The sequence below is a fragment of the Colwellia sp. 5_MG-2023 genome, assembly GCF_030547795.1.
Lineage (GTDB): Bacteria > Pseudomonadota > Gammaproteobacteria > Enterobacterales > Alteromonadaceae > Colwellia.
Genome location: NZ_JAUOPW010000011.1, coordinates 14,937 through 28,133 on the forward strand (window position 1 = coordinate 14,937; position 13,197 = coordinate 28,133).

General features: G+C 37.0%; 12 protein-coding genes. 6 read left to right on the forward strand and 6 right to left on the reverse strand.

All coding sequences use genetic code 11. The features are described 5' to 3' along the window. Positions 1-28 precede the first annotated feature (28 nt). Positions 29-1,762, forward strand: coding sequence for a GMC oxidoreductase (locus Q4496_RS09430; protein ID WP_215972064.1), 1,734 nt, complete (start codon positions 29-31; stop codon positions 1,760-1,762). Between the two features lie 70 nt (positions 1,763-1,832). Further along, entirely contained in the window at positions 1,833-2,696 is an 864-nt protein-coding gene (locus Q4496_RS09435) for a sugar phosphate isomerase/epimerase (RefSeq protein WP_215972063.1), read from the forward strand. A gap of 112 nt (positions 2,697-2,808) precedes the next feature. Here the strand turns inward: Q4496_RS09435 and purD are convergent, their stop codons facing one another. From purD to dusB, 5 genes are all read right to left on the reverse strand, one after another. Next, a complete protein-coding gene (gene purD / locus Q4496_RS09440; RefSeq protein WP_215972062.1) occupies positions 2,809-4,101 on the reverse strand; it encodes a phosphoribosylamine--glycine ligase in 1,293 nt (430 codons plus the stop codon). A 50-nt stretch (positions 4,102-4,151) separates the two neighbouring features. Then, positions 4,152-4,994, reverse strand: a complete 843-nt coding sequence (locus Q4496_RS09445; protein WP_215972061.1) for a class I SAM-dependent methyltransferase — start codon at positions 4,992-4,994, stop codon at positions 4,152-4,154. Between the two features lie 148 nt (positions 4,995-5,142). Further along, positions 5,143-6,747 (reverse strand): bifunctional phosphoribosylaminoimidazolecarboxamide formyltransferase/IMP cyclohydrolase, encoded by a 1,605-nt coding sequence (gene purH, locus Q4496_RS09450; protein WP_215972060.1) that lies wholly within the window; start codon positions 6,745-6,747, stop codon positions 5,143-5,145. A gap of 127 nt (positions 6,748-6,874) precedes the next feature. Then, positions 6,875-7,162, reverse strand: a complete 288-nt coding sequence (gene fis, locus Q4496_RS09455) for a DNA-binding transcriptional regulator Fis (protein ID WP_114325692.1) — start codon at positions 7,160-7,162, stop codon at positions 6,875-6,877. 43 nt (positions 7,163-7,205) lie between these two features. Then, entirely contained in the window at positions 7,206-8,228 is a 1,023-nt protein-coding gene (gene dusB, locus Q4496_RS09460) for a tRNA dihydrouridine synthase DusB (RefSeq protein ID WP_215972059.1), read from the reverse strand. Between the two features lie 288 nt (positions 8,229-8,516). Here dusB and Q4496_RS09465 point away from each other — a divergent pair, with 288 nt between their 5' ends. The 4 genes from Q4496_RS09465 to Q4496_RS09480 are packed head-to-tail and all read left to right on the forward strand — an operon-like array spanning position 8,517 to position 12,102. Beyond that, positions 8,517-9,053, forward strand: a complete 537-nt coding sequence (locus Q4496_RS09465; RefSeq protein WP_215972058.1) for a GNAT family N-acetyltransferase — start codon at positions 8,517-8,519, stop codon at positions 9,051-9,053. Between the two features lie 54 nt (positions 9,054-9,107). Beyond that, positions 9,108-9,929: an SAM-dependent methyltransferase gene (locus Q4496_RS09470; RefSeq protein WP_215972057.1), complete on the forward strand. Its 822-nt coding sequence runs from the start codon at positions 9,108-9,110 to the stop codon at positions 9,927-9,929. 42 nt (positions 9,930-9,971) lie between these two features. Then, positions 9,972-10,247, forward strand: a complete 276-nt coding sequence (locus tag Q4496_RS09475; protein ID WP_215972056.1) for a hypothetical protein — start codon at positions 9,972-9,974, stop codon at positions 10,245-10,247. 19 nt (positions 10,248-10,266) lie between these two features. Next, positions 10,267-12,102, forward strand: a complete 1,836-nt coding sequence (locus Q4496_RS09480) for a GGDEF domain-containing protein (protein WP_303610340.1) — start codon at positions 10,267-10,269, stop codon at positions 12,100-12,102. 147 nt (positions 12,103-12,249) lie between these two features. Here the strand turns inward: Q4496_RS09480 and prmA are convergent, their stop codons facing one another. Continuing rightward, positions 12,250-13,131, reverse strand: coding sequence for a 50S ribosomal protein L11 methyltransferase (gene prmA, locus Q4496_RS09485; protein ID WP_303610341.1), 882 nt, complete (start codon positions 13,129-13,131; stop codon positions 12,250-12,252). Positions 13,132-13,197: the final 66 nt, after the last annotated feature.

Sequence of the window (13,197 nt, forward strand, 5' to 3'; positions counted from 1 at the left end):
ACTAGTAATAAATGCTAAGAAGTATTTTATGGATAAAGATTTGTATATTAACGAAAGTAATGAAGAATATGATGCCTTAGTCATAGGCTCTGGTATTTCTGGTGGCTGGGCAGCGAAAGAATTATGTGAACGCGGCTTAAAAACCTTAATGATAGAACGCGGACGTGTAGTAGAGCATCAAAAAGATTATATTGACGAAGGTAAAGGCCCTTGGGAATTTGCTAACCGTATGAAGGTCGACAACTTATTAGTTGAAGAACAATATAAAATTCAGAAAAAGTGTTACGCATTCCATGATGCTACAAAACAATTTTTTGGTAATGATAAAGATTTACCCTACTCAACAGAAAAAGGTACAGACTTCAGCTGGATTAGGGCTAATCAACTAGGTGGTAAATCGTTAATCTGGCATCGTCAATCTTATCGCTTTAGTGATAATGAATTTAATATCAATAAGGCTGACGGTATTGGTATTGATTGGCCACTTCGTTATAAAGATTTAGAGCATTGGTATAGCCATGTTGAAAAGCATGTTGGTATTAGTGGTAATTACGACAACCTACCTCAGTTACCTGATAGTGTTTTTTTACCGCCATTTGAATGGACTAAACCTGAGTTTGATATAAAAAATAAACTAGCGAAGTTATATCCTCAAAGACCAATGATAATGGGACGTGCCGCTCACCTGACTAAACCCTCTGAACTTCACATATCTCAAGGCAGAGTACAATGCCAATCAAGAAATGAATGTCAAAAAGGCTGTTCATTTGGGGCTTATTTCTCAACACAAAGCTCAACATTACCCGCGGCAGCAAAAACGGGTAACTTACATATAGCACCTAACAGCGTTGTTCATAGCTTAATTTATGATGAAAAAACCAACCGCGTAAAAGGCGTTAAAGTTATTGATAATGATAACCTAACTACTCGAGAGTATTTTGCCAAGGTAGTATTCGTGTGTGCATCAACACTTGGCTCTACACAGATCATGCTTAACTCTATTTCCAAAAAATTCCCACAAGGCATTGCCAATAGCTCTGGCGTTTTAGGCCATTACTTAATGGACCATGTCTATAATGCGGGGGCCACAGGAATAGTAGAAGGTTACGAAGACGAATATTATTCTGGCCGTCGTCCGACAGAAGCTTATATGCCTAACTTTCAATTTAAACCTTCACTTTATAAGAAGAACTATAAACGAGGTTATGCATTAGCGGGCGGATTTGGTCGTAAAGATTGGCGAGATGCGCGTTTTGAAACTGGTATTGGAGCTGCATATAAACAGCAACTAACACAGGCTAGTAGCTGGCATTTTGGCTTACATGCGCAAGGTGAAATGTTGCCACGTTTTGAAAACCAAGTTTCTCTTCATAAAACTAAAAAAGACAAATGGGGTATTCCACAATTACACATTAACTGTCAATGGTCTGACAATGAAGTATTAATGATGGAAGATGCTGCGCAAACAGCTAAAGAAATGCTACTTAAAGCAGACTTGAAAGATGTAAAGAGCTATACCTCTATTGATAAAAATGCACCAGGACTCGCTATTCATGAAGTAGGAACGGCAAGAATGGGTAAAGATCCAGCTGAATCGGTTTTGAATGCCTACAACCAAACACATGACATTCCAAATCTATTTGTGACTGATGGCTCGAGCTTTTGTTCATCTGGTGTGGCTAATCCATCATTAACCTTTATGGCGCTTACTGTTCGTGCTGTGGATTATGCCGTAAAAGAAATGAATAATAAGCGGATTTAATAACACTCGGTATTACTGATTAAATTAGTAGCTATAAATCAAAAAAAGAAAACTACATAAGAGAAAATATATGAAATTAATTAATTTACTATTGCTCGCGATGCTAACATTATCAACAAATTGCTTTGCTCATGCAGATCACGATAAAGCAATAACAAAACCAATTCCTAAAATAAGTGTGCAACTATGGTCGGTTAAAGACGAGCTTAAGGAAGACTTTAAAGGCACTATTGAACAACTAGCAAAATTAGGATTTCAAGGAGTTGAATTTGCACGTGATTTTGGTCCATTCGAAAATGACGCCAAAGGATTAAAAAACTACCTTGCTTCTCTTGGCATGGAAGGAAGCGGTGGCCATATTATTTTTGAACAACTTAATGATGAAAATTTTGAAAAAACAACCAGCTATTATAAAACTGCGGGAATAGATTATTTAATCATTCCTTGGGATGAACGAGCATGGCATCCAGAAGGTATTAAAATCATCGTTGAAAAACTCAATTACTTCGCAAAAAAACTTGCACCGTTAGGTATGAAAATTGGTTTTCATAACCATGACCAAGAATTTAATGAGTTCAATCATTCAACCTATTGGGATTACTTAGCAAAAAACACCACACCTAACGTTATTTTACAGCAAGATGTAGGTTGGACAACTTATGCAGGTAAAGATCCAATCGAATACGTAAAACGTTATCCTGGTCGTACATTAACCACACATTACAAAGTACGCTTGCCTGAAGGTACTACAGGTAAACTACCTATTATTGGTCAAGATACTATTGACTGGTTAAACCTAACTAAAACGAATATTGCTGTTGGTGGCACTTCATGGATAGTTGTCGAACAAGAAGAGTATCCAAATGGTTTAACTCCGTTACAAGCGGTGGCACAATCAAAAATGGGCTTAGATAAAATATTACAAAAACTATAATGTGACGGTTTTTGCTAAATTGTTAAATAATTAACGACGAGACAACATAATAAAAAAGGGCTGATAATTTATTATCAGCCCTTTTATTTATTACAATGTAGCAAATATCAGTTTAAGCGTTTTGTTCACGCGCAATTGCACGATAAGCAATATCTGTTCTAAACTCTACACCTTGCCAAGAGATCTGATGCAGTAATTCATACGCTAATTGTTGAGCTTCAGTAACAGTGTTCCCTAAAGCAGTGGCACATAATACGCGTCCGCCATTAGTTACAACTTCACCTTTATCATTTAACTTAGTACCGGCATGAAATGTTTTTGCAGAGGCATTGGTATTAGTTTCAAGTCCTGAAATCACATCACCTTTAGGGTAACTTGCAGGATAGCCGTTTGCAGCTAATACAACACCAACAGCAGCACGACTATCAAAATCAATCGTTGCTTTATCTAATTCACCGCGTGTAGCAGCTAAACAAAGTTCAACAATATCTGATTGTAAACGCATCATTATTGGTTGCGTTTCAGGATCACCAAAACGACAATTATATTCAATAACGTTAGGAGTACCATCTGCTGCAATCATTAAACCAGCGTATAAGAAACCTGTATAAGGTGCGCCTTCATTTGCCATACCTTCAACAGTTGGCATAATAACTTCAGCCATGATGCGATCATGAATTTCAGGTGTTACTACCGGAGCTGGAGAATAAGCGCCCATACCACCAGTATTCGGACCTAAATCACCATTTAATGCACGTTTATGATCTTGGCTTGTTGCCATTGGTAAAACATTTTTACCATCAACCATAACAATGAAACTTGCTTCTTCACCTTCAAGAAACTCTTCAATAACAACACGATGCCCAGCATCACCAAAAGCATTACCCGCTAACATATCTTTAATAGCATCTTCTGCTTCAGTTAATGTTAGTGCAACAATAACGCCCTTACCTGCCGCTAAACCATCAGCTTTAACAACAATGGGTGCACCTTTCTCACGAACATAAGCAAGCGCAGGTTCAACTTCAGTAAAGTTTTCATAGCTACCCGAAGGGATATTATTACGCGCTAAAAAGTCTTTAGTAAATGATTTTGAGCCTTCTAATTGCGCTGCTTTAGCACTTGGACCAAAAATAGCCAAACCTTGTGCTTGAAATGCATCAACAACACCATCAACTAAAGGTTGCTCTGGGCCAACAATAGTTAATGCCACACCTTCACTTTGTGCAAAAGCAACCAAAGCGGCGTTATCACTAACATCAAGATCAACATTTTCTAATTTTTCTTCAGTTGCAGTTCCAGCATTACCTGGGGCAACAAATACTTTAGTAACTTGATTAGATTGAGCCGCTTTCCATGCCAACGCATGCTCACGACCACCTGATCCTATAACTAAAACTTTCATGTATTTTTCCTATTGTTTATTTTGCTTTTAAAGTTGCTAACACCGTTAAATTAAGGCTTAACAAACTTTAAGGTCATGCGATCGCTTTCGCCAATCGCCAAATATTTTTCTTTATCAGTTTCGCCTAAACGTAATGACGGTGGTAAAGTCCATACACCTTTAGGATGCTGAGCCATATCCTTCGGGTTAGCATTTATTTCACTTGCGCCAGCAAAACGAAAACCTGCTGCTTTAGCTTGCTTAATAGTCGTTGCTTCTGAAACATAACCCGCTGCTTTTTCAGGGGCAACACCTGCTGGTAAACGATGCTCAACAACACCTAGTACACCACCAGACTTAAGTGCCTTGTAAGCGTCTTTAAACACTTGCTCTACACCTTCAGCTTTCCAGTTATGTAAGTTACGAAAAGTTAACACTAGATCAGCCGTCCCTTCAGGGGCTATTTCACTTGCTTTACGCGGAACAAAGTCAGTTAATACAACTTCACTATAAATATCGTTCGAGGCAATTTTTTTCTCTAATGCTTTACGTGATTTAGAATAGTAATTGTCTTCACCTGTATCAGGATAATGAGCACCATAATATTTACCCGACTCTTTTAGAGCAGGCGCTAAAATTTCAGTATACCAACCACCACCTGGAGTAAGTTCTACCACTGTCATTTCTGGTGTAAAACCAAAAAACTTCAATGTTTCAACCGGATGACGATATTCATCACGCGCTTTATTTTTAGCTGAACGATGCTCACCTGACACAGCTTGCTCAAGTGCAGAGCTGTTATGATCATGATTAGCATGGGCATAAAGATTTGAGCTAGCGAGTGCGCTTAAGCCTAATGTTGCAGTGATTACTGTTGAACAAAGTAAAGATTTAAAGCTTTTTAAATGAGTCATAATATTTCCATTAACTGTTTTAAGTTACTAAAAGAACACTAGTTATAGCAGATTTTAAATAAACAAGCAGTGGTGATTTTATTTATAGCAATTTTCATTGTAAGTAAATAAATCAACACTGCTTAATTTTCTGGAATTAATAGCTATCTTAATGACGGAAGTGACGCATACCGGTAAACACCATAGCAATATTGTGTTCATCTGCTGCGGCAATCACCTCATCATCACGCATAGAGCCACCAGGCTGAATTACAGCTGTAATGCCTGCTTCTGCTGCGGCATCTAAACCATCGCGGAATGGGAAGAATGCATCTGACGCCATAACCGAGCCTTTAACCTCTAAGTTTTCATCAGCAGCTTTAATACCAGCAACTTTAGCTGAATAAACACGGCTCATTTGGCCGGCACCAACACCGATAGTTTCACTATTTTTAACATAAACAATTGCGTTAGACTTCACAAATTTTGCTACTTTCCAGCAAAACTGTAAATCACGCATTTCGTTTTCTGTCGGTTGACGTTTAGTCACTACTTTAAGATCATCGCGCGATACACGACCTTGATCAGTATCTTGCACTAACAAGCCACCATTGACACGTTTAAAATCAAACCCTGTTGTTTTGGTATCCCACTGGCCACATTCTAATAAACGTAAGTTAGGTTTAGCTGCAACAATTTGTGCTGCCGCATCTGAAACGCTTGGAGCAATGATAACTTCAACAAATTGACGTGACACAATCGCTTCAGCTGTATCTGCATCTAACTCACGGTTAAAAGCAATAATGCCACCAAATGCTGAGGTAGGGTCGGTTTTGTACGCGCCTTCATAAGCCGCTAAAATATCATCACCAATAGCAACACCACATGGGTTAGCATGTTTAACAATAACACAAGCTGGCTCGTCAAATTCTTTAACACATTCTAATGCGGCATCAGTATCAGCAATGTTATTATAAGATAATGCTTTACCTTGTAACTGAGTGGCTGTAGACACAGAGGCTTCTTCTGGGTTTGCTTCTTTGTAAAAAGCCGCTGCTTGATGTGAGTTTTCACCGTAACGTAAATCTTGTGTTTTAATAAACTGACTATTAAAAGTACGTGGGAATTTAACTTTTTCACCAGGTAAAGGCGCTGTAGCTTCTGTATCGCCGTATGCTGGTAACATTTTACCAAAATAGTTTGCGATCATACCGTCGTAACTAGCCGTGTGCTCGTAAGCTGCAATTGCTAAATCAAAACGTGTTTGATACGTTAATGAATCATTGTTGCTGTCTAATTCAGCTAAAACACGATCATAATCACTAGCGTTAACAACAATCGTTACATCTTTATGATTTTTCGCTGCGGCACGTACCATTGTTGGACCACCAATATCGATGTTTTCAATAGCGTTTTCTAATGAACAATTTTCATCACTTACAGCATTGGCAAATGGATACAAGTTAACAACAACCATATCAATAGCATTAATATTGTTCTCAGCCATTACACCTTCATCGATACCACGACGTGCTAAAATACCGCCATGTACTTTAGGATGTAATGTTTTAACACGACCATCCATAATTTCAGGGTGACCGGTGTAATCAGAAACTTCTGTTACTGGAATGCCGTTTTCGGCTAATAATTTTGCCGTACCGCCAGTAGAAAGAAGGTCAACACCCTTCTCATTTAGACGACGTGCAAATTCAACAATACCTGATTTATCTGAAACACTTAATAATGCGCGTTTAATTGGACGTGGAGTATCCATCGATGTATTTACCTTTTTAGTTGTAACTTACTGCTAGTTTATTGCTAACTTGTCAAATTACATGAAAATTTAAATTAGTTTAAAAACAATAAAAGCACCCGAAGGTGCTTTCAATAAAAATATCGGCTTAGTTCATTCCGTATTTTTTTAATTTTTTACGTAAAGTACCACGGTTGATACCTAGTAAATTTGCAGCTCTTGTTTGATTGCCGCGTGTATACATCATTACTTCTTCTAACATTGGTGCTTCAATCTCACTTAGTACAAGGTCGTACATATCGTCAACATCATTACCGTTTAATTGCTTTAAGTAATTGTTAATCGCTATTTTAGCTTGCGTACGTAAAGGAGACGTTTTAGTTTGCGTTTGAATATCACCAGTGATAAACGGAGAAGAAATATTTTGTTCGAACATAATGTACAACTCTTTCTATTAATAAAAATTAACGACCCACTGTTCATCGCTGAACAAGTTGATCAAAACAAAGGTTTAACGTTTCAAGTTGTTCACTTGTAGACGATAAACCATTAAAAGTAGATCTAAAAATTTTGCCTTGATCTCCTGCAAATTTTGCAGAAAAATCATCACCCAATGCATCACCTAATAAGGCAAATGAATGGATATACCAAGACACGTGCTTACGAGCGATTCTCACACCCATAAAGTCACCGTAAAACTGATGTAACTCTTTAACATGTTCAAGTACGATTGAACTCACCTCATTTACTGAAGGTGCAGCCATCTGAGTTCCAGTTTTCAAAAAATGATTAATTTCTCGAAAAATCCAAGGTCTCCCTTGGGCACCTCGACCGATCATAATTGCATCGGCTCCGGTATAGCTTAATACATGCTCAGCTTTTTCTACTGAGGTTATGTCGCCGTTAGCTACAACGGGAATTGAAACAGCTTGTTTAATTGCTTTTATGGTGTCGTACTCCGCATTACCTTTATAAAAGTCATTACGGGTTCGACCATGCACTGCGAGCGATGCAATACCATTATCTTCAGCAATTTTAGCTATCTCAATGCCATTACGACTGTTTTCACACCAACCAGTGCGAATTTTTAACGTAACCGGAATATTTACCGAATTCACCACAGACTTCACGATTTGTTCGACCTGTGCTGGCTCTCTTAATAAAGCAGAGCCCGCTAATTTTTTGTTTACCTTTTTTGCTGGGCATCCCATATTAATGTCAATGATCTGAGCACCATTTTCAGCATTAATCTGAGCAGCAAAGGCTAATTCATCAGGACAGCTACCAGCAATCTGTACGCTACGAATACCAGCCTCTTTACTATGAACCATTCTTAGTTTAGATTTCTCGGTATTCCATACCTTAGGATTCGACGATATCATTTCTGACACTGCCAAACCTGCACCTAACCGACAACACAATTCTCTAAAAGGTTGGTCCGTAATGCCCGCCATAGGCGCAAGAAAAACATTACTGTCAAATTGATACGAGCCGATTTTCAAACCATTACCACGCTGACTATTTTTTAAGCACCATTACAAAAGGGCGCTAAGTTTACGTGTTTTTTATTGAATTGAAAAGCATATAATTTGAACAAAATTAGCTTTTATTTGCCTTTTTAATATTGACTTTTGCCAAACCATTAAAGTGAGCAGATTCTGTACAATTCAATGTACAATGCACTAACAGGTTTTGCGTTAAAAATCACCTATTCACCTAGTTATTTTTTAAAAAAATAAGGGTAAATTTGTAAAGAAAAATAAATAACTAATCGAAACAGGAAAACAAAAATGAAAAGTTTTACTACCAAACGTTTATTAATACGCCCATTAGAAGAAACTGATAAAGCGTTTTACATTAGCCTTTATAGTGATGCGAAAATAATGCGAAATATTGGCCCTCCATTAACTAGCATTGAAGCCACAGAAGCATTTACTAATACGTTAACCGTCATGCAGAAAAAAAAGCCAAAGGTAATGGTATGGGTAATTATTGACTTAAAAAGTAATAACCTTATTGGTTTACAAGCTTTATATAATAAAACACCTAATATAACTGAAATAGGTATTATGCTCGCCACTCAATTCAATGGCATGCTATTTCCCGAAGAAGCAATAGGTTCATTAATAGAATATGGATTTAACCATTTAAACCTGCAACAAATTAACGCCCATTTTGCGAAAGCAAATTTAGCAACAGCAAGAGTAGCTAAAAAAACCGGCTTTGTTTGTGATACAAGCAAACAACCGTTAGATTCCCAACAAAGAATCGATTCAGTTTATAAAGACACATGGCATAGACATTACATAAAAACGATAATAGGATAACTATTCCTAAAAATGTATAAACATATACCGCCATACTATAAAAGGTTTAAATGAATGCAAGGTAGTTTAGTTTGTGTTGGCACGGGCATGATGCTCGGGGGGCATATTAGTCCTATATCTACAAGCTATATTGAGCAGGCCGATGTAGTTTTCTCATTAATGTCGACCGGAATCACCGAACGTTGGATTGATGAAATGCATCATGATGTTCGTAGTTTGCAATGTTATTATCAAGAAGGAAAAAACCGCAATATTACCTACAATGAAATGGTTGAGGCGATAATAGCGGAAGTCAGGCTAGGTAAAAAAGTAGTGTGTGCTTTTTACGGGCACCCTGGTGTATTTGCTTGTGTTGGTCATAGAGCTATTAAGCAAGCGACTAAAGAAAACTACCCTGCACATATGGAAGCAGGTATATCAGCAGAAGATTGCCTTTATGCTGACTTAAATATTGATCCCGGAGAAAGTGGTTGTATAAATTATGAAGCAAGCCAATTTATGTTTTATAAGCGTAACATTGACCCTACAGCTCATCTTATATTATGGCAAGTTGCTTTAGCAGGTGATAAATCGTTAACCAAATATGCGGCAAGTAAAGAGACCTTACAAGTATTGGTCGATTTACTAACTGAAACATACCCAGCTGATCATCAGGTAATTTTGTATCAAGCCAAGGTATTACCTATTGATAACGTTCGCGCTGATACCATTGCGTTACACGATTTAGTTAACATAGAATTATTTATGCACACAACTCTGGTTATTCCTCCAAGTGAAAAACCACAACCAAATAACGATCTATTAACTAAACTAGCTCAGATAGATAATAAAGAGGCTAAAAGTAAACATAGACCCAAATTAACGCTAGTGATATAAAGGTAAACACTATCCTTATAATAAAAAAACAGAGTGAAAGTTATGTCAAAAACGATAGAAATATTAGAAAAGATGGGTAATGACTCAAGCTTACAAAATGAAGATGCAATTAAAGATTTATTAGTGACTACAGCGTGTAGTGCCAATATTGCAAAAGCTATTATTGATAAAGACGTATCTTCATTAGAATACCAACTGCAAGTTCGCGCTAATATTGTTTGTGCGATGTATCCTGCTGAAGATGATGAAGCTGCAGTTGAGGACGACGAACAAAATAGTGAAGAAAATGAAGAAAATAAAACAGCTATAAGCACATAAAGCAAATATACCAAAGATTATGACTGATAAAAAGATACTGCCCATCACTATTGTATACCTATTATTGATTGTAATTTTTGGTGCACATCATAAAGCTAATGCGTCTAATGATGAGTCAAGAACTATCGACGAACTACTTAAAGATGCTGACACTATTCGCAGTACTAACCCTAAACAACTAACAATTATCCTTGACAAAATTAAAGAGAAGAACAAGCAGTTATCTAGCAATCAAAAACATTATTTAAATTATTTATTAGCCTATCAACATTCCTTTACGGGTCAGTTTGAAGAATCTATTACGGGTTATAAAGAAATTATAAATTCTAACGCGAGTAAAGAGCTAAAGTTTAGAGCCAACTCTTCTATTGTGAATATTTATGCTATTGCCCAAAACTGGTCAGAAGGACTAGCGCATTTATCCAATAACTTTGACATGCTAGAAGAAATTGAGGATAAAAAAGTACAAGAAGATGGCTTAATTATCGCTGTCATTTTTTACAATCTAATTGGTCAATACGAATTAGGGTTAACATACGCCCAAAGAATTCAATCTGAAACTCAAGAGGCTAGGCCTTTATGTTTTGCTAATCATTTAGTGTTAGAAGCAAAATTAAAGCTAAAGCAACTCGACGAGAATAGTGAAGAGATAAATGAAGCGATAAACTCATGTGAAAAAATCAACGAAAAAATCGTTAGTAATGTCATACGAACTTACCTAGCAAGAGTATTATTAGAAAAGAATCAAGCCACAAAAACGATAGATCTATTGCTCCCTAAGCTTGATGAAGTCGAAAAAACTAACTATGCCCCGGTTATGGCTGGGTTTTATGCGTTATTATCACAAGCATATTTTAAACAAAGTAACCTTGTTGAAGCGACTCAGTATGCTCACAAAGCATTATCAAAAACCGATGGCCCTGGCAATATGCAGTCATTCATACTAAGCCATTCAATACTGTATAAAGTTGCCGTAGAAAACAATGATAATCAAGCCGCATTAGCGCACTATATAAAATATGCAGAAGCGAATAAAGCTCACTTAGAAGATGAAAAAAATAAGTACTTAGCTTATCAACTAGCGGTACACAAAGAACTAGAGCAAAAAAATCAAATCGCGTTATTAAATCAACAGAATGATTTATTAATTGCAGAACAAGCCTTAATCAAAGCTAACGCAGATAACACACGTTTTATTTTACTTATATTAGTTATAGTAATCTCAATACTATTAGTGTGGGGGTCTCGATTATTACAGGCCCATAAACGTATTAAACAATTAGCTGAATATGATTCACTAACCGGTATATATAATCGCGGCCATTTTACTCAAATAGCGAACTCAGCATTAGAATATTGCAAAAGTGCAAATCAAGAATTAAGTATCATTATGTTTGATTTAGATTATTTCAAAAAAGTTAATGATGACTATGGTCATGCATGCGGTGACTGGGCATTAAAAAATGTAATATACGCCTGTAAAGCTATCGGCCGTCAAAACGATATTTTTGCCCGATTAGGCGGTGAAGAATTTTGTATATTATTAACAAGCTGCGATAAACACTCAGCGTCTCAACGAGCGGAAACCTATCGACAAGCCATTGCAAACATTACAACAAAAGAGTCTGGTTTTGATTTTAATATTACCGCAAGTTTTGGTGTAACCGATACTAAAACCAGTGGTTATGATTTAGATGACATTTTAGCTGATGCCGATAGTGCTGCTTATGCTTCTAAATATGATGGACGCAATCAAGTGACCATCTTTCAATCCAAAGAAGAGCTACAAGAGAAAAAAAATAAGAAAAAAGCACAAGAGACAATACCGCTCGATTCGTCACGAAATGCTTTTTAAGTCATTGTATTTTGAACTTATTATAATAGTAGTAAAGATAACAGACTCATTATAAATAAAGCACTAACGGTTAATTCAAGTTAGTGCTTTAACACATAGTTTATATTCACTAACCTGAACTGCAGCAAAAAATATCTATATTATAAGCTACTTACGTTGACCGTTTAAACGAACCCACTCTTCTTGGATAGTCACCGGCTCCATGTTACACCATTGACCATATATATCTTGTAATGTTTGTGCCTGCTCTTCTAATACACCAGACAATGCTAATAAACCTTTATCACCAACATATTCCATAATAGTAGGCGCTAACTCACGCAATGGGCCTGCTAATATATTCGCCACAACTACATCGGCTTTAAAAGTAGGCTGATCTTTTGGAAGAAAAAGCGTTAACCTATCATCTACATTATTACGTTTCGCATTAGCAAGACTTGCCTGTAATGCCTGTGGGTCAATATCAATACCAATAACTTTCTTTGCCCCCAACTTTAACGCAGCTAATGACAATATACCCGAGCCACAACCAAAATCGACTACGGTTTTACCTTGTAAATCTAAGCCGTCAAGCCAAGTTAAGCAAAGCGCTGTGGTTGGGTGTGTACCTGTGCCAAAAGCTAAGCCGGGGTCAAGCATAACATTGACCGCATCAGGCTCTGGTACATCACGCCAGCTTGGGCAAACCCATAGGCGTTTACCAAACTTCATTGGGTGGAAGTTATCCATCCATTCACGTTCCCAGTCTTTATCTTCTAATTGTTCTAACTTGTATTTCATCTGCTTTTTATCAGGATGAATACCTTGTAAATAACTGATCACTTTATCCATATCATGACTCGCATCAAACAAGCCCATAACAACAGTGTTAGACCAATAGATTACTTCATCACCAGGTAAGGGTTCATAAATAGGTGTATCTTTAGCGTCAATAAAAGTCACTGCTTGTGAGCCACAGGCTACTAACCAATCACTATACTTTTCTGCAGTTTCTTCATTAGCGCTTAATCTAAGTTGTATCCAAGGCATGTTATGTTTTCCGATGAAATTAATTAAATTGATTGTGGTTATTTATGAACATTGTTTATTCTGATC

Bases quoted from the DNA above. Each gene is read 5' to 3' on its own strand.
- Q4496_RS09430 (WP_215972064.1), top strand. From the start codon at position 29: ATGGATAAAGATTTGTATATTAACGAAAGTAATGAAGAATATGATGCC.
- Q4496_RS09435 (WP_215972063.1), top strand. From the start codon at position 1,833: ATGAAATTAATTAATTTACTATTGCTCGCGATGCTAACATTATCAACA.
- purD (WP_215972062.1), bottom strand. From the start codon at position 4,101: ATGAAAGTTTTAGTTATAGGATCAGGTGGTCGTGAGCATGCGTTGGCA.
- Q4496_RS09445 (WP_215972061.1), bottom strand. From the start codon at position 4,994: ATGACTCATTTAAAAAGCTTTAAATCTTTACTTTGTTCAACAGTAATC.
- purH (WP_215972060.1), bottom strand. From the start codon at position 6,747: ATGGATACTCCACGTCCAATTAAACGCGCATTATTAAGTGTTTCAGAT.
- fis (WP_114325692.1), bottom strand. From the start codon at position 7,162: ATGTTCGAACAAAATATTTCTTCTCCGTTTATCACTGGTGATATTCAA.
- Q4496_RS09465 (WP_215972058.1), top strand. From the start codon at position 8,517: ATGAAAAGTTTTACTACCAAACGTTTATTAATACGCCCATTAGAAGAA.
- Q4496_RS09470 (WP_215972057.1), top strand. From the start codon at position 9,108: ATGCAAGGTAGTTTAGTTTGTGTTGGCACGGGCATGATGCTCGGGGGG.
- Q4496_RS09475 (WP_215972056.1), top strand. From the start codon at position 9,972: ATGTCAAAAACGATAGAAATATTAGAAAAGATGGGTAATGACTCAAGC.
- Q4496_RS09480 (WP_303610340.1), top strand. From the start codon at position 10,267: ATGACTGATAAAAAGATACTGCCCATCACTATTGTATACCTATTATTG.
- prmA (WP_303610341.1), bottom strand. From the start codon at position 13,131: ATGCCTTGGATACAACTTAGATTAAGCGCTAATGAAGAAACTGCAGAA.